This is a genomic window from Verrucomicrobiota bacterium (genome assembly GCA_039192515.1).
Lineage (GTDB): Bacteria > Verrucomicrobiota > Verrucomicrobiia > Methylacidiphilales > JBCCWR01 > JBCCWR01.
This window is the reverse complement of record JBCCXA010000008.1, coordinates 53805-78890: the sequence shown is the minus strand read 5'-3', so window position 1 is coordinate 78890 and position 25086 is coordinate 53805. Positions and strand designations below refer to the sequence as shown.

Below are 25086 nucleotides of genomic sequence, written 5' to 3'. Positions count from 1 at the left end.
TCGATTATTGAGCTCTCTAGTATGTTATCTTTTAACGCATAGCATGCAGTGCTTTGTGCGCGTTATCTTTAATGGCTTCTAATTTTTCCTCATTTATATCAGGAAGGCCTTCTTTCAGGTCTTCTAGAGAGACTTCACAAATACCCTCTATACTTCCAAAGCCTGCTTTAATGACAGTTTCTGCCATTTCTTTCTCGATCTTGAGATGTTTGGCGAGATTTTCAGCAGCTTTAGCTAATTTCTGTTCAAAGCCTTCGACTTCAATTTCTTCTTTTTGGATGTCAATATTCCAGCCAGTTAGTTTTGCAGTAAGGCGAGCATTTTGACCCCTGCGGCCAATGGCTAGTGAAAGGTTTTCGTCGTCTACTATAACTGTCACTCGCTTATTTTCTTCATCCACCTCAAGCTTTTTAAGCTTGGCAGGTTTAAGAGCCTCAAGGACCAGCTCACGGATATTGTCTGACCAGCGAAATAAGTCGATCTTTTCATTGTTTAGTTCACGGACAATATTCTTAACTCTAGCTCCTCTCAGTCCAACACACGCTCCCACTGGATCTATTTTTTCATCTTTCGACCAGACAGCTAGCTTGGTGCGGTAACCTGGTTCCCTGGCCAGTGCTTTAATCTCAACAGTATGATCATGTAGCTCGCTGACTTCTAACTCGAATAACTTGCGGACAAATTGCGGGTGGCTGCGAGTCACAACAATTTCAGGGCCACGAGGGGCACTATCAACAGAAAGAACAAGGCCTCTAATTCGTTCCCCAGGGGTATAGTCCTCAGTAGGCACTCGCTCATTTGAAGGCATGACAGCTTCAAATTTACCTAAGTCAATAATGACATTCTGACGCTCAAAGCGTCTGACAGTGCCTGTAATAATATCACCAACTCGATCTTTAAATTCATCAAAGATCATTGTTTTCTCTATAGAGCGAATGTTTTGATTAATAGTTTGTTTGAAAACCTGAGCTGCAATGCGGCCAAATTCTTTTGGAGGAATTTCCATTTCCAAGTCATCACCGGGCTGAGCTGTTACTTTTAGTGCTCTTGCTTTAATCAACGCCACCTCTGATCCGGAGTCGCGAACCTTTTCTACTACACGAAACTGGGCAAATGCTCTAATATTGCCTGTTTTGTGATCAATTTCAACGCGAAGGTCTTTGGCTTGGGCGAAACTTTTGCGCGCAGCAGAAAGCAGGGCGGACTCGATAGCGCTGATCATTTCATTCCGGTCTATGCCCTTTTCCTTCTCCATGTACTCGAGGATTGATAAAAACTCCTGGCTCATAACTTCACTTTCATTCAATATCTTCTAAGGAAAAAAAAAGCGGAAACCTAAGGTCTCCACCTTTCCAATAACTTCGTAATCCTTTGATCGCGAGTTATCAACAATATAGAGAATCAGATTTTAAGGTCAAGGTTGATTTGATAACTTATCTGTTATAAGTCACGTACTATAAATGATTAGAGAAAGTTTTTCCAACGATAGGCTAGGGTTGATTGCGGGCAAAGGAATCTATCCAGAGCTGATTCTTACAGAGGCTCGTAAAGCTGGAGTAAGAGAAATTTTTATGGCATGTGTTGAAGGAGAGACTGACCCCTCTCTTGCTGGATTAGCTGATATTGTCTTATGGCATCGTGTAGGGCAACTAGGTAAAATGTTAAACTTTTTCAAGCAATATGAAGTCTCCCATGTGATTATGGCGGGACAAATGACCCCACAGCGTCTTTTTGATCTTAGGCCAGATATGAAAGCTATTGCCGTCTTGGCTGGATTGAAAAAACGTAATGCGGAGTCAATATTTGGAGCAATTGGGGCTGAATTAGCTAAGGTTGGTGCTAAGCTCCTCCCTTCAACGACCTTTTTAGAGGACTATGTAGCTCGAGAAGGTCATATAGCAGGGCCCAGGGAATCAAAGCGTTTGTTGAATGATGCAAGATTTGGTTGGCCTCTAGCTAAGAAGGTGAGTGAATTAGATATTGGACAAACAGTTATTGTGAAGCAGGGTACGGTTCTTGCAGTGGAGGGGTATGATGGTACTAATAGCACGATACGAAGGGGGGGGCAGCTGGGAAAGAATTCAGTGACCATGGTTAAAGTATCAAAGCCTAATCAAGATATGCGTTTTGATGTGCCCGTTATAGGGCCCGATACCTTGCGAATAGCTGGAGCTTCAGGGGTAAATGGTATTATTTGTGAGGCTGAAAAGACTTTAATTTTAGGGTTTGATGAAGTTTTACAGATTGCGAAGAGTGAAAAAGTCACGCTAATGGGAATGAAGACAGGCAATGAGTAAAAAAATTCGTGTAGGTGTTATTGGCGTAGGTCATATGGGTAAAAACCATGCGCGCATTTTTTCCGAATTGGATCGTGCGGAACTTGTAGGGGTTCATGATATAGATACTCGACTTGGGGAAAAGATTGCCTCTAAGTATGGCACTAGTTTTTGGCCTGATTTAGATAAGCTAGCTAAAGAAGTAGAGGCATTTTCAATTGTTACGCCTACTACATTTCACTATGAGATAGGCATATCTCTACTGAACAAAGGAAAGCATCTATTGATTGAGAAGCCAATTACGACTACTACAGAGCAAGCAACCGAATTGGTGGAGTTGGCTAATAGTAATGGGCTGGTCTTACAGGTTGGACATGTCGAGCGCTATAATCCTGTGCTGGATGCTTTGGAAGAGCGTTTAGCACATCCCCGCTTTATAGAGGCTCACCGACTATCATCTTACCCAGATAGGAGCACAGATATTGGGGTGGTGATGGACCTAATGATTCATGATCTAGAAGTTATCCTACATCTTGTGAATTCATCAGTCGCGTCGATTGACGCAGTGGGCATTCCCGTTCTCAGCTCGAGCGAGGATATTGCTAACGCTAGAATCAAATTTGAAAATGGCTGTGTGGCTAATATCACCACAAGTCGCATCAGTCCTGAGAAAATGAGAAAGATCCGTATATTTCAAGATGATGCCTATATATCCCTAGATTACTATGCGCAAAAAGGGGAAATTTATCGCAAATCCGAAAATAAGATTTTGCGAGATAGCATACCAATCTTAAAGGAGGAGCCTTTGCTTAGGCAACTTGATGACTTCTTGCTCTGTATTCTTGCAAAAGGAAAGCCGAAAGTTTCTGGCGACCATGCAACAAGGGCATTAGAGACGGCTGCGAAAATTTGCGATCAAATCTGGTCAAATTCTTGTCAGGTCCTAGAATCCGAGCTTTGAGCATGAATGAAGTCAGTCAAGTAGAGACACATTTTTATATCATCGCAGGAGAAGTTAGCGGGGATCGTCACGCTTCAGATCTACTGACTGCTTTAAAAAAGTATTACCCTAATGCGAATTTTAAAGGCATAGGAGGCAGGTATTTACGTAGTGCAGGGCAGGAACAGCTTTTTGATATGACAGTTCATGCGGTAGTTGGTTTAACAGATGTTCTACCAAAGTATTTTAAATTTCTGAGTTTATTTAAAAAAGTATTGGCTGACATAGACTACGTTCGCCCAGATGTATTAATCCTTGTTGATTATCCTGGTTTCAATCTTCGCATTGCCAAAAAGGTGAGAGAGATGTTTCCCGAAACGAGAATAGTCTACTACATTAGTCCTCAAGTCTGGGCATGGAAGAGTGGTAGAGCTAGAATGATGGCTAAGTATATTGATCTCGTCTTATTGATATTACCCTTTGAAGAAGAATGGTACCAAAATAACGCACCTAAGGTTAAGACGAAGTGGATAGGCCACCCGATTATGGATAGATGGCAAGTCGCCTCTACTGAGGTCAAAGCTGAAGAGGGAAAGCTTAGAATCGCTCTTATGCCTGGAAGCCGTAGGAAAGAAATTAATACGCACCTGCCTGTTTTCTTGCGAGCTGCAAAGTTATTGAGTGCCTATAAAAAGGGAATCGACTTTGTTCTATTAGCAGCTGATGACAGAGCTAGAGAGTTGATTGAGAGCATAGTTGAAGAGCAAGATGTTGGAGCTCTATCCCTAGAGATTCATCAAGGTTATCAATTGACTCACCTTCGACGCTGTTCGCTAGCCTTAGTTGCATCTGGAACAGCTACATTAGAGTGTTGTTTAGCGCGTTTACCTATGTTTGTAGTCTATCGCGTAAGTAATGTAACTTACTGGTTAGGTAAAGCATTAGTCAGATTACCTTATTTAAGCATTGTGAATATTTTGGCTAAGGAAAAGGTTGTTCCTGAGTTCTTACAATCCCGAGTTAACGAGGAATTGCTCTTTGAGGCAGCTCGTCGGGTTTTAGGGAAGTCAGATTGGTTAGAAAAGACCAGCGAGAAGCTTGATGAAGTTGCAAACAGTTTGGGCAAACCTGGAGCAAATAAGAGAGCTGCTCTTGCCCTAAAACGGTTGTCTGAACAGACTTCTTAGCTTTTTCTCTCTAGTAAATAAGCAGAAATAGCTTGTAAAGCTTCGGCTTTCTTCCCTAAAGATCGAACCTTATTAAAAGCTAAGTCAGTAAGCCGTTTTGCTTCCTTTTGAGCTTTGGCCATACCTAGTATAGATGGGTAAGTAGCCTTTTCAGAGGTGAGGTCCTTGCCCGCACTTTTACCGAGCTCAGCACTTGTTTGTGTAATGTCCAAAATATCATCGATAATTTGGAAGGCTAGACCAAGGGCTTGCCCGAACTCTGTCATGAGTTTAAGCCTGCTTGGCGATGCGTTAGCAGACATAGCCCCTAAGCGAATAGATGCGCTAATAAGGGCTGCTGTTTTATTATTATGTATGTAGCGTAGCTGAGTAGGTGTTATTTTTTTCCCTTCACATTCTAAGTCTACAACTTGTCCTGCTATGAGGGCTTGGCTTCCACTAGCCTGCGCTATTTCTTGAATAATTTTTGCAGTAGAGTAGTTTTTCCAGCCTTTACAGCGACTAGCAATGGCGAAAGCCTCCGTTAGTAAAGCATCCCCTGTTAAAACTGCTATACCTTCACCAAATTTCTTATGAGAAGTAGGCATTCCTCTGCGAAGATCGTCATCATCCATGCAGGGAAGGTCATCATGAATAAGTGAGTAGGTGTGAATGCATTCTACTGCACAAGCAAGAGGTAGTGCGTTTTGGACATCTCCTCCCAAAGCCTCAGCAGAGGCCAAACAAATAATAGGCCGTAGTCTTTTGCCTCCGGCAAAAATACTATACCTCATAGCGGTATGTATAGTGCTTGGCTTTTTGTCCTTAGGAGGCAGTTCACGATTCAGAGCTTGATCGACTAGCTTTTGCTTCCTTTTCCAATATACCTTAATATCCACAGTCGAATTGTTATGTATAGCAATGAAAGAATTGGCAAGCATCTTGTCATTTATTATAGCTCCTTTAGTATAAGAATATGATTTTGCCGAGAATCTCTGTTCTTTGTGCGATCTTTCTAGGAGCCCTTGCTTTTGAAAGTAAAGCGAGCCAATTAATCACCAATAAAAGCGGCGACTGGCCCATTACTATTCAGTGTGATGATGTTATTGAATCTGAAAAAATTCTTAAGACTGTGACAAGTGCGATGGAGTATCTAGCAAAAATTTTTGGCGCTGACTTTTTTGATAATATTTCACTGAATTGGATTTGGTATTCTAGAGATCGTGAGCCCCTTGAGGCGGAATTATTTCCTAGGTCAGTTTATCTGCGTAGTTCTCTGGCATTTAAAATTGAGGGTTGGAATAGCATGGAGCTATACCGGGAGCAGCTCGTTCGGACTACAGTGCTTTGTGTTTTACAAGGGTTTTGGTTGAATTCACATAGAGATAAATACGAAGATTTGGAAAAAGTGGTTCCTCCGGAGCCACCTTATTGGTTAGTGGAAGGACTGGTTTTCGGGGTTTTAGGTAAGGAAGTAGACTTGTATCAAAAGGTTATTACGCGTTTTGATGCGCGTAATAATATTCCAACATTAGAAGAAATTCAAAATTGGGATGGTCATACAAACCATTATTTGGAAAAGCAAATGCAAAGAGTTTTTTGTCGTCGATTAGTAATGGCAGCAACATCTAATGAACCTGAACGCAAAGCGATAAGACAGTGGATTAAAAAAAGTATGAATAAAAAAGGTAGTCGTTATTGGGTGCAAAGTTCAATTAATAATCAATGGTGGAAAGGGGCACTAAGAAAACCCGAGCCTAAAGCAGTTCCCATCATGACTTGGGAAGAAACAGCTAGCCAGTTGAGTGGCTTAATGGATTTTTCAGTTTTTATGGAGGAAGAGAGTAAGTCACGGCTATTTTCAATCAAAGAATTGCCTGAAGATGCTTCTCCTGAGTTTCGTCGCAAAAAAGAGTTTGAGAAAATTTTAAAGGAACTGAAATTTTTGCAATCCCGAGGGGCCTACTCTTGGATAAGGATAATTGAGTCGTACTACTTTGCTTTGAAGGCATGGCTAATTAATAAACATAAGGATTATTTAGAGTGTATAGCCTGGGCAGAAAAGCTAGAGACAAATCTTGCTCAATATCAGGCTAGAATGAATGACCTTATGGATTGGGCAGAAGTAAACTTTCCTATGACGACTCTAGAAGATGATTATTTATATTATCACCAAATGGAGGAAGAGCTTCAGCGAATAAACAAAAAGCCAAAAGATTTATTTGGTAGAGAACTTAAAACTCTATCTGTAGACTGAGTTATGAAGTGTATCTTGTATCCAAGCCTTTTGTTTTTGAAAACCTTAATTCTACAATGATAGCAGATTGGATGCTGAATTGAGCAGGATAAAGGCGTTTTGCTTTCTGACTTTCTCAATAAAAATAATTCTAAGAAGAGTCATTGGGTACCATAACTGAAGAAGGAATGTTTAGGGATGTTCCTACTCTGATGAGATTGGGGTCCTTAATATTATTGATAGCAATTAACTCGGAGATTTTGGAACCATATCGGCGGCTTATGGAATATAGTGTGTCACCTCTTTTTACTACATGTCGAATATAATTTGGAGAGGGATGTGGAACAGCATTGGTAACAATTTTGGGGCGAGATTTCGTAGCAGTCGTCGGGGCGATAGGCAAACGCTTGACTGGTAGTGGCATGCTTCGTTCGTCCTCATATTTGGACTCTGGTGTTGACGAAATAGAGGAGGTCTTCATTTGTAATTGAGCTACGTTGCGAATTTCTGGAAGATTAGCAAACCCGTAGTCAAGTAGCTTTGGTGCATCCATCCATTTATTTTTACTTTTGAGAATGATCAAATGTAGCTCCCTTCCATTACGACTTACTGAGGCAGCATACGTATGTTGTGATGCGTGAGTCCAACCTGTTTTTGCTGGGCCCATGCCAGGATACTTACCCAATAGCTTATTGTGATTTTTTACTGTTTGTGTTCTGGCTTTGGTTTTTAAAACGAAATTCTTAGTCGTGCAGATTTGCCTTAGCTCCGGGATCATTATGACGGCTTGAAAGATTTTTAGCATATCTTTGGCACATACGACCTGCTTAGGGTCTGGTAAGCCATGTGGGTTTGTGAAATTTGAGTGGGTGCAGCCCAAGGCTTTGGCTCGTGCATTCATCATTTTGGCAAAATTCGGGATGGAGCCAGCAACATGTCGAGCAAGGGCCATCCCGCTGTCATTATCTGAGCCAATGAGTAGCGAGTATACAAGGTCTTTTACCGAGACTTGCTCACCGACTTTGAGTGGAATATGACTGGGCTCTACTTTTGTGTCATCTGCATGAACAGTGACCATGCCTTCTAGCTTCGTTTTTTCCCAAACTAAAAGTGCTGTTAAAAGTTTTACAGTGCTAGCTGGGTACCTCTTCGACTTAGGTCTTTTTTCATATAATATTTTGCCAGTTGCTTGGTCAACTAGGAGCGCGCTTTCCGCATAGAGCTGGGAATTAAGTTGGCTAGCTGAAATGGCAATGGCGTTAGCTGGAAGGATATAAGAATAGATAAGTCCGGCGCAGGCTAAACCTAGCAACTTGCAACACTGTTCAATCATAAGTTTCTACTTTATTTTATGTAAAATACCAAGAGCCTGTTGCTCTCAACACTACAATTTCTAGTTAGTAAGAATGATCTTGTCAATGAGACTAGTTCATCTCAGCTAACCGGGATCTTACATTAAAATAAATCGGAAGCTTGTCATGAAAAGTTAAATCTCTATCTTTTTGTCCTTATGAGTTCCATGGAAAAGCATACCTTTCAGGCAGAAGTTAAGCAGTTATTAGATATTGTAATCAACTCCCTTTATACAGATAAGGAGATATTTGTGCGGGAGTTGATATCAAATGCATCTGATGCACTAGAGCGTCTAAGATTTCAGCAAGTAGCTGGAAATGCCATAGCGGATGAGAATTTAGAGGCGCGTATTGCACTAACAACTGATAGCGAGGCTAATCAAATTACAATTGAAGACACGGGTAGCGGAATGACTAAGGATGATTTGGTAAACAATCTTGGCACGATTGCGCACTCTGGATCTAAGGAATTCCTAACAAAGGTTCAGGCAGATAAAGATCAGAAAGCAGCCCTTGATGTGATTGGCCAGTTTGGAGTTGGTTTCTATTCGGTGTTCATGGTCGCCAAGGAAGTAAGAGTTTACACACGATCCTATTTACCTGATGAGAAGGGGTGGTGTTGGAGTTCTGAAGGGACAGGAGAATACAGCATAGAGGAAGAAAAAGGTTTGCGTCGTGGAACCAAGATAGTCATTTCTTTAAAGGAGGATGAGAAAGATTTTGCGCAAGATTATCGTATTGAGTCGATTATCAAGCAGTATTCGAATTTTGTTTCGGCTCCTATCGAATTAAATGGAAAATCTGTAAGCACGGTGCAAGCCATTTGGACTCGCTCGAAAAGTGAAATTACTGAAGAAGAGTATAATAAATTTTATCAATACATTGGGCATGATATGGAAGAGCCTCAATACCGGTTGCATTTTAATGCAGATGCCCCATTAGCGATTAAATCTTTATTATTTATTCCTAAAAAGAATATGGAACGAATGGGGCTTGGTAGACAAGACGTTCAGGTAAACCTATACTGTAAAAAAGTTCTCATCGAATCCAAGAGCAAGAGTCTCATGCCAGAGTGGCTCAGGTTTGTTAAGGGTGTAGTTGATAGTGAGGATATTCCTTTGAACATTTCTCGTGAATCCATGCAAGACTCTGCTTTGATGCAGAAGCTGAACAAAGTTATTACGAGTCGTCTGCTGAAATTTTTAGACGAGGAGAGTAAAAAGCGTCCCGAAAGTTTCGAGGCATTTTACAAAGAATTTTCGCCTTGTCTTAAAGAAGGAGTAGCTACGGATTTTACTCATAGAGAGGCTCTTTCAAAGCTACTGCGCTTTGAGTCTTCGGAAACAGAGAGTGGCAAAACCACGACACTCGCAGATTATGTTTCTCGCATGAAAGACGAGCAAGAAGAGATCTTTTATGTCATGGCCCCATCGCGTGCTTCCGCAGAAGCGAGTCCATATAATGAGGTTTTCAAAGCTAGAGGGCTAGAAATGCTTTACTTAACGGATCCATGGGATGAATTTGTAATGGAGCACCTAAACGAGTTTGATGGTAAAAAATTAAAGTCTGCCGAGAAAGCTGATTTAGAGGTAGATGAAAAAGATCGTGAAGCTAAGGGTGGATTAAAGAGTGACGATGCACGTCTTTTAGCTAATTGGATAAAGGAGACATTGGGAGATCGAGTCAAGGATGTGGTAGTTTCTAAACGTCTTGTAGATAGTCCTGCTGTAGTAATTGATCCTGATAGTCATATGACAGCAACTATGCGGCAAATGATGAAGGCAGTTCAGCGGGAAAAAGGAGCTGCTGATGAGCAGGCTTCAGAGGCTCTTAATATGGAGATTAATCCATCTCATTCGCTGATGCAAAAGCTCAATGAGACTCGCAGTAAGGATGAAGGGTTAGCGAAAAAAGTTGTCGAGCAAGTTTTTGACAGTGCTAAGATTGCAGCTGGTCTTATGGACGATCCACGCACGATGGTTAAGCGAATGGATGAGTTGATGGAGGCCGCACTTTAAGCTGTGTGATGGCCTCTAGGATAAGCTGAGGTTTTAAAGCGTGTAAGGCTTTTCGGGCTTCTTCTTGATTAGCCTGAGCATGGGGTTGCAAGCTAAAGCCCTCAGGGCATGGCGCAATATATGGACATTCCCAAGGGTGCCAAGTTGTAATATTCCAAGGAAGGAATATGGCAATAATAGGTGTTTGTGTGGCAGCAGCGAGGTGCATAACGGCTGTATCTAGACCTATAAAAAGTTTGGAGGACTGCAGTATAGCAGCTAACTCATGCCAGGCTAGTTTTCCGCCGGTAAAGCTGCAATGACCCCCAGCATTTTTTTTGAGTCCAAGGCAAAAATCTATTTCTCTGGGATCTGGTCCAGAACTTAGGACTACTTTTTCGCCTTGCTGTACAAGCGTATGAATAAGCTCTTTCCAATAGTGTTTGGGCCATAGTTTGCGGTTCCATCTAGATACTGGGTGAATCACAATGCTGTTATTAGTCTGTAGGCTTTGGATACTGGCGATGTCTTTCTCGGTAATATGAAAGCGAAGAGGCGGCAGCTTATTTTGAAGTTCTAGTATGCTTCTAAAAATCTGGTAGTCATTTTCTACGCTATGGCAATTTATCTGAGCTGGAACCAGTTTATTAAGAAAGTATTTCCAGAAATGGGACGTTTCTGAATTGGCCATACCCCATCGTTTTTTTGCTCGTGAGATCGTGGCAAGCCAGCGCCCCCTATCCCCATTAGTAAGTTCGAAAATATGATCAAAGGTATTTTCCCTCAATTGGCTAAGAAGTTTGAGAGTATTAGTGAGCTCGCCTAAAAAGGAGCGGTTACTTTTTTCAGCAGGGGATGTAGTAAGAATTTGATCTATTTCTGGGCATCCTTCCAGAATGCCTTGCCCTCCCTGTCGGACCAAAACAGTGATGTGAGAATGAGGATAAGCTTCCTTAATTGCACAGATGCTAGGAGTTAGGACGAGATTATCCCCAATATGCTTAAGTTTGATAATGAGGATGCGCATGCGTCATTCCTTGCTTCTCAGCAAGCGATTTAAAATTGCCCTCTACACTTAATAGATCCTTAAAGTGTCCACATTGAACAACATTTCCTTTGGCCAGCACGTAAATACAATCCGTTTGGCGAAGGGTGGATAGTCTGTGTGCTACAGAGATGATGGTTTTGTTTTCAGGTAAGTTGTCAATAGCCCGTTGGATTTCAGATTCTGATGCAGAGTCAAGGGCAGATGTAGCCTCGTCTAATAAAATAATAGGAGCTTTGCGAACTAAGGCTCTGGCAAGCGCTATTCGTTGCCTTTGCCCTCCTGATAAGCGAAATCCGTACTCTCCAACAGTAGTCTGGTAACCCTCGGGAAGTTCCCTAATAAATGAGTCGGCATGAGCTGCTTTGGCTGCACGTATAATATCGTCTTCTGTCGTTTCCAGAGTGCCATAGCTAATGTTTTCATAGACACTTTTATTGAAAAGCAGCACTTCTTGGCCCACGAAAGAAAATTGGTTTAGGAGCGATTTGAGAGATAGATTGCGAATATTGTGTCCATCAATATTGATTGATCCTTGATGGACATCATAAAATCTAAGAATAAGGTTAATAAGGGTGCTTTTGCCAGAACCACTTTCACCAACGATTCCTATACGATGTCCTTTAGGGACTTCTATAGAAATATTATTGAGGGCGTTTTCTTCACTTTCAGGATATGAGAAAGAAATACTCTGAAGTGAAAGTAAGTGATTGAATGTTTTAAGTTCAATAGCATCTTCGGCTTCTTTGATATTGGGCTCTTCAAGTAAGAGTTTTTGGATGCGCTCCACACTCACGTAGCTTTGTTGGATGAGTAGATTTAAGCCAGCAAGTTTTTTTATAGGGGAATAACTAAAAATGACGGCCATTAAGAATCCAGCTATGTCCGGTAGGCGGAACTCAAAATAAATGGCAAATATAAGAGTAAAACCAAAGGCTAGAGCTGCAATAGACTCTATAATAGGATTCGTGAGAGATCTGGAACGTATGATTCTCATATTGTGACTGACAAGTTGATTAGAGAGTTGTAGAAACTCTAAGGCTTGAACCTTTTCTAAACCAAATGATTTAATAACTCGAACATTGGAGAGAGCTTGTAATATCAAGCTTGATTGTGATACATCGGTCACGCGTTTTTTAGTGGCAGCTTTCTTGACCTTCTTTCCCAGAATAATAATTGGAATGGCGCATAGTGGTAGAAAGGTAAACGAAAAAAGTGCCAGCTTCCAATTAATCATGGCTAGGCCCACGGCAACTCCAATAAGTACAAAGGGTTCCCTGATGAGGTCGGAGAGACCCAATTGATAGGCACGGTGTAGTTGGTCTGTATCGCGGTTAATACTTGAATGGAGGTCCCCGCTAGAATTAGCGTTAAAATAATTTAAAGATAGCGACATTAATTTGTCTAGAATTTTACAGCGCAAGTCACGCATGAAGCGTTCATTAGCCCAGCCAATTAAATATTTGCTGATGTAACCTAAAACGCCTCTCAACACTGCTAGAAAAAAAATAAACAGGATTCCGAATACGATACGTAATGGAGTTAAGGGCTCTTGCAAGGAGGGTAATAGCGGGTCAATTTTGCTCTCAATAAAGCTAAACACATTGGTGATTTGATCAGCATTGATATTGATTTCAGTAATCGCGGAAGGAGTAGTATTGATTTGTTCAGCTATAATTTTGGCAGCACCTACAAAAAGTCCATGGCTTAAGCCAAATAAAATACAGAAAGCGATGCCTAGGAAAAAGCGTTTCCAATACAAACGCATGTAAGGCCAGCAAAGTCGGTGAATGAAAGCGATCTGCTGTAAAGTTTTTGGCATGGCAATTACAAAGGTGGTGGTCTTTCTAATTTGTCTTCTTGGTGGTAGAGTTTAGGATACTATCTAATACGGCTTCGGGGTTTTGAGCTTTCATAATAGGGCGTCCAATAACCAAGTAATTACTTCCCAGCTCAATAGCTTCAGCAGGCGTCGTGACTCTGCTTTGATCATTTAGGTCGCTTCCTTTGGGTCTCACTCCTGGGGTGACAAGAGTGAAATGATCTGAAAATTCTCTCCTAATCAGAGAGACCTCGAGAGGGGAGCAAACCAATCCTTTAAGTTCGGCTGAATGTGCCAACCGAGCTAGTTCTAGGACTTGCCCTTGCGGCGTGTGATTAAATCCTATTTCAACTAGATCTTCTTCAGAATGGTGAGTTAAAACTGTGACGCCCAGCACAGTCGTTCGAGGGAAGGCCGAAGCTGCTTTCATAGCCTCAGACATCATTTGGCGGCCACCCATGGTATGAATCGTTACAAAGGAGACATCTAGTTTGCAAATGGACTCAATGGCGCGGCCAACTGTATTGGGGATATCATGGAATTTTAAGTCGAGAAAGACGTTTGCATCTCGTAGCCGGATTTCTTTAATAAAATCTGGTCCTGTCAGATTGAAGAGCTGCATGCCAATTTTAAAAGTACCTATTTTATGCTTAAGACGATCTATCCATTGCAGAGCTGCTTTGGGGTCATCTAAGTCTAATGCGAGAATCAGGTTGTCAGGTGTCATGATTTAGGCGAAAAAGGTTCCTACGACATGAAGATTGAGGCAAGGGCTAAAGTTAATTTGTTTTTGAGGATTTTGGGCAAACGATCAGATGGCTTTCATCAACTAGAGACCTTAATGGCCCCGATTTCGTTATATGATAGTATTGAATTAGAAGAAATAGAAGACGAAATTGAAATACAGGTTCGAGGTATGAACCTGAGTGCAGGTAAAGACAATCTGGCGTATCGAGCTGCGCTTGAAGTTCGTAAAAAAGTAAGAATTAAGCGCGGAGTGCGTATTACAATAGATAAGAGAATTCCCTTAGGTGGCGGTTTGGCAGGCGGCAGTAGCAATTGTGCAGCTGTCATTAAAGGAGTAAATGATCTTTGGCAAGCGGGGCTTGGTGAAGAGCAATTGCATGAAATAGCCGCTAGTTTGGGCAGTGATATCAACTTTTTTTTGCAAGATAGTCCTGCTATTTGTTCTGGCAGAGGCGAGAAAATTTCTCCTGTTCTTTTAGAGCATGATCTATTTGCGGTCTTAATTAACCCTGGTTTTGGTGTTGAGACTCCTTGGGCCTTTAAGACTTATGCCAAGAATCCAAAAATTGGGAAGGAGGGTCAGCTTTCAATTAAGTATAAAAAATCGGATGACAGTCCTAGTGATATTACTAAGCTGCGCAATGATTTAGAGCCTCCTGTATTTGAAAAATACATATGGTTGAGTGGAGCCAAGAATTGGTTGCTTAGACAAGAAGGAGTTTTAGATGCTATGATGAGTGGTAGTGGTGCTACGGTTTTTGCACTTGTTGATTCAGAGCAAAGAGCTGCTGCGCTCATTTCAAAATCAAAAGAAATTTTCGGTTCGACTACATGGATACAGCATGTATCAGTACATAGAGGTATATAACGTATGATGGACCTGGTTGAAATTATTCAGGAGAAATGTCTTCCTGAGCGCAATTGTATGCTAACCGTGCAGGATCAATCTGGAGAGACTGGTTTTCTATATTTTAAAGAAGCCCAGATTATTGAGGCAAACTGCGGCGGGGAATGGGGTAACCAGGCCTTTGCTATTATCTTGGCGTGGCAAATACAGAGCCATAGCATTTCGGAACTTCCTCTAGGTATCAAAAGAACTTTATGGGATCCTATTGATAAACTCATTGAAGATATACGCGGGGTTGGCTCTGCATCTGGTGTTCGTGAGGTGGTAAAGCATTTACCTATGAATTCAACTGTAAGTGTTGAGCCCGACGCTCCCTATGGATTTCAAGATAAAGAGAGTCAGCTTTTTACTGTCTTGATAGATCGAATGCGTGACCTTGAGGGGTTAATTGCTCTCTTTCATGAAGGTCAAGATCGTTTGCGCCTGGTGACAGGAACAGTTCAAAACGATAAATTGAATGGACAAGTGCTGCTGGATTTTTCTGAAGCAATAGAGAATCTGGGTGGGGGACTTGGAGCTGGACGCTTAATGGATTGGTATATTGAGACTGATCAGTCTAGGATTTGGCAAATATCAGCTAATGGAGAAATTTTTTATCTGGTTTCGAATAAGGATGTCATGCCCGATGAGTTTGCTTCACAGTTCCGAGAATGCTTGGAGGGATTATAGAATATGGAGGAAGATCAAAATAGGGTTTTGCCGGCACTAGACCGTTTGGTAGCAATTGATGAGGTCTCAGCTGTCTTTGTATTCAACGAGGATAATGAGATTCTGGCGAAGCATATGCCAAACCACTATACAGATGCTGCGTTGGTTCAGGTTGCTGCGCGCATCCAAGGGGTTTTACAGTATGGAGCTGAGATTGGTGAGGAGATTAAAGAATCTGTATTTCAGTTTGAAAATTACGGTGCCATGATCAAGCTCTTCAGCGATACCTATACCATGGCAGTATTTTTTGATCGAGATGCTGAGGTAGCCCTTTTGCGTCAGCCTGTAAACTTAGCCATTTTAAATATTGATAAGGCAGTCAGGAAAGTAGAAGTCGGGCTAATGGAGGATGCTGCCCGCTCGGATCTGGCGCAAGCAGCCAGGCAAGCTGAACGAGAAATTTACCAAGTGACTGGAGATGACGCAAATGGGTATTTTCGCCGCTTAAGCCTGTTGGCAAATTATTATTTAGGACCTCTAGGAATAGAAATTTTGGAGCATTCCTTTCGTGAACAAAATCTAGCCTTACCAATTAAAAAGCGCATCGATATGTTACACATCGTGCAATACTGCGCGGAGCATATTGCCAATCCAGCACATCGAGAGGCCTATTTAGTTGCTGGTGAAAATTTAATGGATCGCTTGAAATTTGAATCCTAGTCAACAAAAGACGTCCATGTACGAGACCATCTGAGCTTTTTCAATTCAAGCCAGAGATGTAATAGGAGTTGAACGAAATGTGTAATAGCTTGAGCCACAAGAAAAAGATAGTTGACGAAGATGTATTAATCGGGCGATACCTCTAGGAGACTGTATGTTTCTTGGCGACAAGATTTTTCATAGATCTTTGAGTTTCCATGCCATGGCCATCATACGGGCTTAGAGAAATAAAAGATGAAGCAGCTAGTTATCTTATTTTTAATCATGTGTTCCTTGAGCATAGGGATCAGAGCCAATGAAGCTATGAATGACTCCATACTTAAAGATCTCAGTAAATTTCCGGAGTATGTTCTAGAGGGCTTTGGAATGGAATCACAAAAACAGTACTCCAAAGCTTTTGATCTATACTCGAAAGCACTCGATCTAAAAAAGGATTCTCCTACTGTTTATATACGGAGGGCTTATTGTGGTGCAAAAATGGGTTTAGTCGAAGATGTAGTGGCAGATTTAAGTGAAGCAGTGTTATTAGAGCCAATGACGCCAACAGATTACTTAACGGTAGGGTGGTTTAGGGCGACTAATCCATTCCCTCGTTATAGGGACGGGCCTTTAGCTGTTGCATTGGCTCAAAAATCCCTTGAAGGTCGAGAATCAATAGATGGCTATGATGTCCTAGCAGCCGGATATGCAGCTATGGGAAGTTACGGAAAGGCGCTAGATGTCCTCAGGATGGCAGTTAAGAAATTCCCAGAGTCGGAGCGGGTAAGTGCAATCAACGACAGAATTGTTTTATTTAAGCAAAAAAAGCAATTTAATGAGGATTGGTCGGCCGTTGAGGGACAAGATCCTTCAAGAAAATAAGAATTGCCAATTTCTTGCAATAGAGTATAACAGAATCAGTAGGCAAGGAGGGGTAAGCCTTGCAACTGGAATAAAAGGAAGTGTTTTATGGTTGGTAGGATTTGCTTGATGTCTAAAGGGCGTATGAGTGGTAGTACCTACCTCAATGGGAGTGCCCTATGGATAATCTTCTAATTAGCGAGAAAATTGCTGTAGAAAGAAAGCAATTTTATTTTGATCTAAAGGAAAACGAGAGAGGTAGATTCCTTAAAATCACTGAAGATGTTAATGGCAGGCGTGATACTATCATTCTTCCTTCTACGGGAATGAAGGATTTTGCGAAAGCCTTAAATGCTATCATTGAGTTCGAAGGTGATGATTCTGATTAATTTAGTAAGTAGGGATAAAAGCTGTCTAGCTTGGCTCTTTTAGTTAAACAGCAAACTCAGTGCGTTCTACGGTGTAAATTTTGGCTGTGCGTTAATGCTGCAGCCAAAGCGTCTCCTTCGTCAGGGGTGGGAGTTTGATCAAGCCCCAAAATAGAACGCATCATAAATCCTACTTGGTTTTTAGCTGCATTGCCTGTTCCTGTAGCTCCTTTTTTAATGATCTTGGCGGGGTATTCGAAAATTGGCAAGCCAGCTTGTTCGAGGGCGATAAGCGCTGCTGCCCTGGCGCCTCCAAGACCTATGGCAGTCTTAGAATTCTGCACATAGATGATATTTTCAATCGAAGCTTCATCGGGATTAAATTCCTCAATAAGGTCTTGGAGAGTTCTTGTAATAATAAAAAAACATTTAGCATGAGTCAGCTTGTTTTGGTTCTTAATTGACCCAAAAGTAATAGTTCTAGGCGGGGCGCTTTGCCTGATTTCAATTATTCCATAACCGGTGCATCGAAGTGAAGGATCAATTCCTAAGATACGCATCTATGTAGCATAACATACTAAGTTTTCGCAGAAAGCAGTAAGATTTTTTAGATCGCAAGAAATGTAAATGGGAGCTTCTTGTGATTTGACAAACCGCAGCTTTGTTCTTTTATTATATAGGTATGAGATGCGTATTTTCGATGATGGTGCTCATTTTAACCGTTTCCTCGCTTCGGGCTGAGAATGAAGCTGAATTACGTGCGCCTATTGTTAAGAAAAGCCAGCCTTCCATCTCAAAGAAATCGGAGGACATCTCTAAGCCGAAAGCTACAGGAGTTATTTTCATGATATCGGAGAGGGGCCTTGAGGTTATCAGCCCCAGTGCCAGTTATGATTTAGGTGTAGGCCAAACTACATTAACCATGCCTTTTCTCCACGAAGAAAAACTCAATGAAGAAGAGGAGCGTAAGCAGTTTGGTGGAATCAAGTTATTTGGATGGCTTTTCTAGATTTTCAAATAATTTTATTCTCAATCCCTCTCATCAAAATGATTACAACGATAGATTTATTTGGCCACTGTTTTGATATTTAACTGCTTAATTCTATGATTTAGAATTCTAGGAGTTGTATTCAGTAGCCTTGCTGCGCCTACTTGTCTACCTCGAGCCTGAGTCAGTGCTTTTGTAATAATCTTACGCTGAAAAGCGTTCACCATTTCCTCGAGGCTTCCTTCAATAGCTATGTCTTCGGGATTGAAATCTAATTCAAACTCTCTGCCACGGATTTCTTCAGGAAGGAAAGAAGATTTTAGTGTTCGGCTAACTCCTTCTACTATAACTGCACGCTCAATGACATTGCGTAGCTCTACAATATTACCTGGCCAACTATAGTCTCTTAATTTCTCCATAGCCTCACTCTCAATATCCGACATCTCCGCGTTGAGCTGTTTTTTGAAGTGATTCAAGAAGAAGTAACCCAGTAGCGGAACATCCTCTTTTCTGTTGCGTAGTGCAGGAACAGAGATTCTATTGACATCTAAAATAGATTGTAGCTCAGGGATAAAGCCTTGTTTTGGGTCTTCGTCTGCTTGAAGTGACCGAATAAAAATTAGCCTAACATCAGTTTTTACTTCCTGTTGACTGCTTGCTCGCGTGAATAACTTGTCTTTGATAATTTTTACCAAATTCATTTGCAATTCGGGCGATAGGATATGAGCATCTTCTAATAGTAAAGTGCCTGAGGATGCAAGGTCAACTCGTCCCATAGTTTCAAGCTCTGAAGTAGCAGAAGGCTTATCATTGCCCTGCCCAAAGAGTTCTACTTCAATTAGGTGGGAGGGCAGGGAGGAACAACGTAACACTATAAATGGTTGATTACTGCGCACTCCAATGTTGTGAATATGGCGTGCAAGTAACTTTTTCCCAGTTCCTCGCTCGCCTTCAATGAGTAAAGGGTCAGACTTTGCGGTTTGTCGTAAGCATTTGTGTAAAACATGTTGAAAAGCCATGGTCTCACCAATCATTGTATGGGAGGGGCTTTGGATGACTTGTTCACGACGATTTGCTTCCAATTGTCTTCTGACCGATGTGTGAACAAGCGATTGTTCAGCGATGGTTCTGAGGTCTTCGGCTTCGAATGGTTTTGAAATAAAATCGACAGCTCCAAGTCGTATGGCCTCGGCCATGGTTCGGGTAGATGTCACAGCACTTACCATGATGACGGGAAGGTCTGGGTACATCACACGGAGTTCCTGCAGAAATTCCATTCCATTTTTTTCTGGCATCACAATATCTAAGAGCACGAGATCTACATGGTCATTCCTTAATACTTCTATAGCATCTACGGAGCTGCTTGCTGAAAGAACGTGGTGAGTTGATCTAAATGCCTCAGCTACGGCGTCGCGTGGCCCCTTTTCATCATCAATTACTAGAATTCTCTTCATTATTTTCCCTTCTCCAAACCTTATTATGGTATTTATATGAGTTGTAGCATGATCTTAAGATAGTCTTAACATTCTATATATGGTTTGTATGTCACAAAAGACTAACTAGAGAGCAATTAATCAACGTCAATGTGTCATTATAAACAGATTTTGCAAGGAATAGTTTACTTTTTTTTAACTTTTATGTCTGTATAAGTTGATAAACTGACACTGCATAAGTATTTGCTAAATATGGAGAGATTCATATTTTGGTACTTGAAGCTCCCTTAGCAGCCCTAATATTGAATGTTAAATCATTAAACTTAGGTCATGCTATAGAGACCTTAGGATTTACGTAAGATCTTGGCTTTAAGTAATATAGAGACATTTAAATATCATCTTTTGAGACCCATGTAGCTATTCTATCTCGATTAGTGCTCTGCGCTTGGTAGCGTTCCCATCTCTTGCTTGTCACGAGTTACGCTAGGACGATGTGCTCGATACATCTTCGTCACTCTGTTTGGTTAAGCGGCGATGCATCTATTTCAACTTCATTAGATCATCTGTATTCAATGGATGCTTTACTTATACGTCAGGAGAATTACGGATTACTAAATGTCTTATTCGCCAATCATACCTTCCGTGAAAAAAGAAGCGGAGAGCATTCTGTGGCTCACAATTGAGATGTTTTTTCGCTTGAGATGGGAGTAATGCGGATGCTCTGAGGCAAAATCTTAGAAGGTTTATTCTCAGCAGGAAAATCAATAGAAAACTCCTAAAATAAGGAAAACAGTGGGATGGGAACGTCTAATAATAAACTTGCATCAATTAGATCAAAGAGTATTATGCGTCGCTTATGTCACAGCACAAGAGTTTAAGAGGATCAGGAGGTATTGCGATAAAGCGCAATGTGCTCAAGCGTTTCGAGAGAGTAGAAGTTCTCAAAAAGCAGGGTAAATGGAAAGATGGTCAGAAAGTCATTGGGTTACCGAAAACAAAGGCGGATTTTTAGATTTTAGTGATAATTTTCTGTATTCGGCCAAGTGACTCAAGCACTTGGCCTTTTTTTTAGTCGACATCATTCATGAGGATTAACAAATATTTAGCCAGCACTGGCTTGGCCTCCAGGCGTAGCAGTGAGGCTATGATCTTAGAAGGTAGAGTCAAAGTCAATGGGCACTTAGTTCGAAATTTATCCTATCAAGTGGAACTGGACGCGCATGTAACGGTTGATGGCAAGAAAGTTAGATCCGAGCGCTCAGTTACGGTGCTATTGAACAAGCCATCTGGTGTTATCTGCTCAACAGAACCTCAAGGGATGAACAAGACTGTCTTTGACTATTTGCCAAGTGATCTTCCCAGAATGTTTTATATAGGACGTTTGGATGTGGATAGCGAAGGCATGCTGGTAATGACGAATGATGGAGATTTATCGCAGAAACTATCTCATCCAAAACATAAAGTTCCTAAGATTTATTTCGTTAAGTTGGACAGAGAGTTCGATTTTGCTCTGGCGCCTAAAATGAAGAAAGGTTTTTTAATTGAGTCTGGTTTTGCTAATATGGAATCTATTTATCATTTGAATGGTAAATGGGTCAAAGTCATCCTGACACAGGGCTTGAAGCGTCAGATCCGGTTGATGTTTCTAAGAGTTGGGTATAAAGTGCGTCAACTTAAGCGTGTTCAGATAGGTAATTTGGAGATAGGTGCTTTAAAAACTGGAAAATGGAGATATTTAAAAGATGAGGAAATTCAGCGCGATTTGCTAGGTGCTCGTCTTGGCGACAGAGGTAAGCCAGAGCGACGCGAAAAGAATCTCAGTAAAGATAAATCTGATAAGAAAAGTGTTAAGGATAAGTCAAAATTACCAAAGCAGAGTGTGGCAGGACGACCAGCCTCAAGTCCTCATAAAGCTAAAGTTGATGGTAAGTCATCCACTGGAAAACAGTCTAGGAGGACTAATTTCAAAAAAAGAGCCAAGCATGTTAAGTAGCAGCTAGAGGACAAATAGACACGGGATCATTGTCTTAAGTGCTAAAGTATTTGTATTATCGATAGTGGAGCTGTGTAGAAAGAATTTAATCATGAGTCAGAAAGCAGGAAAAGGTCATTCAGCGTTGTGGGGAGGGCGTTTTGGAGAAAAAACCGCTGCATTGATGCAGGCATTTTCGCAATCGGTTTCTTATGATAAAAGACTCTATCGGCAGGATATTAAAGGCAGTATTGCTCATGCTAGAATGCTACAGAAGATTGGTGTTCTTTCGGCGCGTGAATTGAGTCAAATACAAAAGGGGCTTAAAGATATAGAATTAAAGATTGATGAAGACCTCTTTAATTGGAGTGAGGAATTTGAAGATCTTCACATGAATATTGAGTCAGCCCTAACCCATGTAGTTCCCGCAGGAGCAAAGCTTCATACCGGGCGCAGTCGTAATGATCAGGTGGCAACTGATATGCGGATGTGGGTCATGGAAGAAATTGATGTAGATAAAAGTGCCATTAGAAATCTGCAGAAGACCTTAGTGTCTTTAGCGGAAAAGTATGAAGAAGTGATCTTGCCTGGATACACGCATCTTCAGCGGGCACAGCCAGTAACTTTTGCTCATCACTGTTTAGCTTACGTAGAAATGCTTGAGCGTGACTATACTCGCATGTCTGACGCTAGAAAGCGTATGAATGTGCTACCTCTGGGTTCAGGTGCTATAGCTGGGAGCACGATCCAGTTAGATCGTAAACTAGTTGCCAAGGAATTAGGCTTTGAAGAAGTCAGTCAAAATTCTCTAGATTCGGTAAGTGATCGCGACTTTATTCTGGAGTATGTTTTTGTAGCTTCTCAAATCATGGTACATCTATCTCGTTTGGCCGAAGATCTCATTATATGGTCTTCAGCGGAATTTGGCTTTGTACGAATAGGAGACACTTATACTACTGGATCCAGCTTGATGCCTCAGAAGAAAAACCCTGACGCAGCTGAGTTAATTCGTGGAAAGACTGGCAGAGTTGTAGGTGATCTTATGTCACTTTTAACCTTGATCAAGGGATTGCCGATGACTTACAACCGCGACTTACAGGAAGATAAGGAGCAACTGTTTGATGCTGCTGATACTTTAAGCATTTGTTTAGAGGTTATGGCCGGAATGCTCAAGGTGACTAGAGTCAGGGAGGATAAATGTCTGATAGCTGCTTCGGATGCCAATCTTTTGGCTACAGATGTTGCAGATGAATTGGTGCAGCAAGGTGTGCCTTTTAGGCAAGCTCATGAGATTGTGGGTAAAGGTGTGGCTTTAGCAGAAATACGTTCTTGCGGTCTCAATGAACTGACGGCAGAGGATTGGCAGGCCTTAGATCCCAGAGTGAAGAGTGATTTAACGGATATATTTAATTTAAAAAGAGCATTAACAAAGCGCAAGACAGTGGGTTCTCCGGGTTTATCTCAGGTGAAGTCGCAATTGAAGCGTTGGAGAAAGGTATTGGCTAAGGACTAGAAAAATATGCATGATTTTTATTTAAAGAGAGGAAAGCTCTATGCTGAAAAGCATTCAATTGATGCTTTAGCGAAGAAGTATGGTACGCCTTTATACATTTATTCAGCTAATACCCTCAAGCAGCATTACCATAAGTTAAGAAAAGCTTTAGATAGTCTAGATATACGTATTTGTTATGCAATGAAGGCTAATTCAAATCTAGCAGTCCTGTCTCTATTAGCTAAAGAGGGTGCATCCTTTGACATTGTGAGTGGGGGAGAGCTTTTTAGAGTGTTAAAGGCTGGTGGGAAAGCTAAGGACTGTACCTTTGCTGGAGTAGGTAAAACACGCCAGGAGATTGAGTATGCAATCAAAAAAGGTGTTTATTGTTTTATTGTGGAAAGCTCAGCGGAGCTTGATTTCATCCATCATATAGCAAAGAAACTCAAGAAAAAAGCTCCAATAGCATTTAGAGTAAATCCTGATGTGGATGCAGGAACTCATGAAAAAATTACAACAGGTACCTACAAAAATAAATTTGGTATTGCTTATAACGAAGTCGAAGGCTTATACGAGCGAGCCGCTAAGATGAAGTACCTAAAGATGTGTGGCGTGCAAATTCATATTGGATCACAAATCACAACTCCTGGACCTTTTAAGGCTGCGATTGAAAAAATGATTCCTATGGTGAAACGATTACGTGACCAATATGGAATTGAGTTCTTTGATATAGGTGGAGGTATAGGTATCGTATATGATCCTGCTTTGGAAAGCGGTTCAGATCAGTGGTGGCAGAATCAGAATGAGCCTCCTATGACGCCTGAAACATACGCAAATGTATTAGTTCCCTTACTAAAACCGCTCGGTTTGAAAATCATGATCGAGCCTGGAAGATTTATTGCAGGTAATGCCGGGATTTTGGTTTCAGAGGTCGTTTATATCAAACGCACTGAGAAAAAGAACTTTGTCATTGTGAATGCTGCAATGAATGATTTGGTTCGTCCTTCGATGTATGAAGCCTATCATGAGATAGTTCCACTAAAGGCAAAGAAGGGTGAATACATATCGAGTGATGTAGTGGGTCCGATTTGTGAATCAGGAGATACATTCTGCAAGGATCAGTTGCTTGCACCTTTGGAAGCAGGGGATCGCTTGGCTTTTTTGAGTGCGGGAGCCTACGGGTTTGTTATGGCATCTAATTATAATAGCCGTCCTCGGGCTGCTGAGTTATTAGTAGATGGCAGCAAAGTTCATTTAGCTCGTAAACGGGAAAGTGAAAGAGACCTAATCAGAGGAGAAGCTGTGTTATGAACTTGGCCTTTGTTAAAATGACTGGGGCAGGTAATGATTTTGTCTGTCTCAATAATCTCAAAGATAATCTTTCTTTGAGCAAAAGACAGATTGCTAAAATATGTGATCGTCATTTTGGAGTAGGGGCTGATGGTATGCTAATAGCCGAAAAATCTTCTATTAGCGATATTAGTTATCGGATGCGTTATCACAATGCTGATGGCGGCCAAGCTGAGATGTGCGGTAATGGTGCTCGATGCTTTGCAAATTACCTCAGGAATTTTTGTGGACTGTCCAAGAAACGCAATGAAGTTTCCTTTATGACTAAAGCCGGCGTCATTAAAGCAACGTTTTTGCCTAATGAGGAAGTGAAAGTTCAGTTAACGGCCCCTAAGAATCTCAAGCTGGATTTACCCCTCAAGTTAAGTGGAGGAAAATGCAAAGCTCATTCGCTAGATACCGGAGTTCCTCATGCACTTATTTTTGTCCAAGACCTGGAGGCACTAGATATTTCTAGAATGGGCAGAGAGGTGCGTAATCATGAGGTATTTCGCCCGGCTGGAACGAATGTGAATTTTGTACAGCAGACGGGTAAGAACGCTATTCGGGTAAGAACTTATGAACGCGGTGTAGAAGACGAAACTTTAGCCTGTGGAACAGGAGTAACCGCTGCTGCTTTAGTTTCTCACCTCAAATTAGGAATGGGCAAGTCTATCAAAGTAAAAGTGCAAGGCGGTCCTACTCTTAAGGTAGCATTTAATGTAGAAAGCGAAAAATTTACTGATGTGTCGCTAACAGGTCCTGCTACAGTTTGTTACAAGGGCACTATAGAAATTTAAAGGGATCA

The 25086-nt window shown here is 41.4% G+C and carries 24 protein-coding genes; 16 read left to right on the top strand and 8 right to left on the bottom strand.

Annotated features, from left to right (window positions below):
- Window positions 1-31 precede the first annotated feature (31 nt).
- A complete protein-coding gene (gene nusA, locus AAGA18_05520) occupies window positions 32-1288 on the bottom strand; it encodes a transcription termination factor NusA (protein ID MEM9444795.1) in 1257 nt (418 codons plus the stop codon).
- A gap of 172 nt (window positions 1289-1460) precedes the next feature.
- Between nusA and lpxI the strand changes: the two genes are divergently transcribed.
- The 3 genes from lpxI to lpxB are packed head-to-tail and all read left to right on the top strand — an operon-like array spanning window position 1461 to window position 4403.
- Window positions 1461-2297, top strand: a complete 837-nt coding sequence (lpxI, locus tag AAGA18_05515) for a UDP-2,3-diacylglucosamine diphosphatase LpxI (protein ID MEM9444794.1) — start codon at window positions 1461-1463, stop codon at window positions 2295-2297.
- The gene (locus tag AAGA18_05510; protein ID MEM9444793.1) at window positions 2290-3237 is read left to right on the top strand and encodes a Gfo/Idh/MocA family oxidoreductase; all 948 of its coding nucleotides are present in this window, start codon (window positions 2290-2292) and stop codon (window positions 3235-3237) included. The genes lpxI and AAGA18_05510 overlap by 8 nt, the downstream gene beginning before the upstream one ends.
- A 2-nt stretch (window positions 3238-3239) precedes the next feature.
- A complete protein-coding gene (gene lpxB, locus AAGA18_05505) occupies window positions 3240-4403 on the top strand; it encodes a lipid-A-disaccharide synthase (protein ID MEM9444792.1) in 1164 nt (387 codons plus the stop codon).
- Here the strand turns inward: lpxB and AAGA18_05500 are convergent.
- A complete protein-coding gene (locus tag AAGA18_05500; GenBank protein MEM9444791.1) occupies window positions 4400-5323 on the bottom strand; it encodes a polyprenyl synthetase family protein in 924 nt (307 codons plus the stop codon). The genes lpxB and AAGA18_05500 overlap by 4 nt on opposite strands.
- Window positions 5324-5358: 35 nt before the next feature.
- On the opposite strand from AAGA18_05500, the gene AAGA18_05495 reads away from it, so the two are divergent.
- Window positions 5359-6639 (top strand): hypothetical protein, encoded by a 1281-nt coding sequence (locus AAGA18_05495; GenBank protein MEM9444790.1) that lies wholly within the window; start codon window positions 5359-5361, stop codon window positions 6637-6639.
- Between the two features lie 130 nt (window positions 6640-6769).
- Here AAGA18_05495 and AAGA18_05490 read toward each other — a convergent pair whose 3' ends face one another.
- The gene (locus AAGA18_05490; GenBank protein ID MEM9444789.1) at window positions 6770-7951 is read right to left on the bottom strand and encodes a LysM peptidoglycan-binding domain-containing protein; all 1182 of its coding nucleotides are present in this window, start codon (window positions 7949-7951) and stop codon (window positions 6770-6772) included.
- Between the two features lie 177 nt (window positions 7952-8128).
- On the opposite strand from AAGA18_05490, the gene htpG reads away from it, so the two are divergent.
- Window positions 8129-9988 carry a molecular chaperone HtpG gene (gene htpG, locus AAGA18_05485; GenBank protein ID MEM9444788.1) on the top strand — a complete coding sequence of 620 codons (1860 nt, stop codon included), beginning with the start codon at window positions 8129-8131 and terminating at the stop codon, window positions 9986-9988.
- Here htpG and rfaQ read toward each other — a convergent pair.
- The 3 genes from rfaQ to pyrF are packed head-to-tail and all read right to left on the bottom strand — an operon-like array spanning window position 9951 to window position 13561.
- Entirely contained in the window at window positions 9951-10994 is a 1044-nt protein-coding gene (gene rfaQ / locus AAGA18_05480; protein ID MEM9444787.1) for a putative lipopolysaccharide heptosyltransferase III, read from the bottom strand. The two genes, htpG and rfaQ, sit on opposite strands and share 38 nt — an antisense overlap.
- Window positions 10969-12834: an ABC transporter ATP-binding protein gene (locus AAGA18_05475; protein ID MEM9444786.1), complete on the bottom strand. Its 1866-nt coding sequence runs from the start codon at window positions 12832-12834 to the stop codon at window positions 10969-10971. The genes rfaQ and AAGA18_05475 overlap by 26 nt, the downstream gene beginning before the upstream one ends.
- A gap of 25 nt (window positions 12835-12859) precedes the next feature.
- A complete protein-coding gene (gene pyrF / locus AAGA18_05470; GenBank protein MEM9444785.1) occupies window positions 12860-13561 on the bottom strand; it encodes an orotidine-5'-phosphate decarboxylase in 702 nt (233 codons plus the stop codon).
- A gap of 27 nt (window positions 13562-13588) precedes the next feature.
- Between pyrF and ispE the strand changes: the two genes are divergently transcribed.
- The 5 genes from ispE to AAGA18_05445 all read left to right on the top strand — a co-directional run bounded on the left by ispE (window position 13589) and on the right by AAGA18_05445 (window position 17085).
- On the top strand, window positions 13589-14449 hold the full coding sequence (gene ispE, locus AAGA18_05465; GenBank protein MEM9444784.1) for a 4-(cytidine 5'-diphospho)-2-C-methyl-D-erythritol kinase: 861 nt from the start codon (window positions 13589-13591) through the stop codon (window positions 14447-14449).
- A gap of 3 nt (window positions 14450-14452) precedes the next feature.
- Complete coding sequence (locus tag AAGA18_05460; protein MEM9444783.1) at window positions 14453-15157, top strand: hypothetical protein; 705 nt, start codon at window positions 14453-14455, stop codon at window positions 15155-15157.
- Between the two features lie 3 nt (window positions 15158-15160).
- On the top strand, window positions 15161-15856 hold the full coding sequence (locus AAGA18_05455; protein MEM9444782.1) for a hypothetical protein: 696 nt from the start codon (window positions 15161-15163) through the stop codon (window positions 15854-15856).
- Window positions 15857-16159: 303 nt separating this feature from the next.
- The gene (locus AAGA18_05450; protein ID MEM9444781.1) at window positions 16160-16717 is read left to right on the top strand and encodes a hypothetical protein; all 558 of its coding nucleotides are present in this window, start codon (window positions 16160-16162) and stop codon (window positions 16715-16717) included.
- A gap of 158 nt (window positions 16718-16875) precedes the next feature.
- On the top strand, window positions 16876-17085 hold the full coding sequence (locus tag AAGA18_05445; protein ID MEM9444780.1) for a PUR family DNA/RNA-binding protein: 210 nt from the start codon (window positions 16876-16878) through the stop codon (window positions 17083-17085).
- A 56-nt stretch (window positions 17086-17141) separates the two neighbouring features.
- On the opposite strand, the gene ruvC is transcribed toward AAGA18_05445, so the two are convergent.
- Window positions 17142-17624 carry a crossover junction endodeoxyribonuclease RuvC gene (gene ruvC / locus AAGA18_05440; GenBank protein MEM9444779.1) on the bottom strand — a complete coding sequence of 161 codons (483 nt, stop codon included), beginning with the start codon at window positions 17622-17624 and terminating at the stop codon, window positions 17142-17144.
- Window positions 17625-17746: 122 nt separating this feature from the next.
- Between ruvC and AAGA18_05435 the strand changes: the two genes are divergently transcribed.
- Window positions 17747-18073: a hypothetical protein gene (locus AAGA18_05435; protein MEM9444778.1), complete on the top strand. Its 327-nt coding sequence runs from the start codon at window positions 17747-17749 to the stop codon at window positions 18071-18073.
- Window positions 18074-18129: 56 nt separating this feature from the next.
- Here the strand turns inward: AAGA18_05435 and AAGA18_05430 are convergent, their stop codons facing one another.
- A complete protein-coding gene (locus AAGA18_05430) occupies window positions 18130-19506 on the bottom strand; it encodes a sigma-54 dependent transcriptional regulator (GenBank protein MEM9444777.1) in 1377 nt (458 codons plus the stop codon).
- 835 nt (window positions 19507-20341) lie between these two features.
- Between AAGA18_05430 and AAGA18_05425 the strand changes: the two genes are divergently transcribed.
- From AAGA18_05425 to dapF, 5 genes are all read left to right on the top strand, one after another.
- Window positions 20342-20497, top strand: coding sequence for a small basic protein (locus tag AAGA18_05425; GenBank protein MEM9444776.1), 156 nt, complete (start codon window positions 20342-20344; stop codon window positions 20495-20497).
- Between the two features lie 72 nt (window positions 20498-20569).
- Window positions 20570-21478: a pseudouridine synthase gene (locus AAGA18_05420; protein ID MEM9444775.1), complete on the top strand. Its 909-nt coding sequence runs from the start codon at window positions 20570-20572 to the stop codon at window positions 21476-21478.
- A 91-nt stretch (window positions 21479-21569) separates the two neighbouring features.
- Complete coding sequence (gene argH, locus AAGA18_05415) at window positions 21570-22970, top strand: argininosuccinate lyase (protein ID MEM9444774.1); 1401 nt, start codon at window positions 21570-21572, stop codon at window positions 22968-22970.
- 6 nt (window positions 22971-22976) lie between these two features.
- Complete coding sequence (gene lysA / locus AAGA18_05410) at window positions 22977-24260, top strand: diaminopimelate decarboxylase (GenBank protein ID MEM9444773.1); 1284 nt, start codon at window positions 22977-22979, stop codon at window positions 24258-24260.
- Window positions 24257-25078, top strand: a complete 822-nt coding sequence (gene dapF, locus AAGA18_05405; GenBank protein ID MEM9444772.1) for a diaminopimelate epimerase — start codon at window positions 24257-24259, stop codon at window positions 25076-25078. Before lysA ends, dapF begins: the two co-directional genes overlap by 4 nt.
- Window positions 25079-25086: the final 8 nt, after the last annotated feature.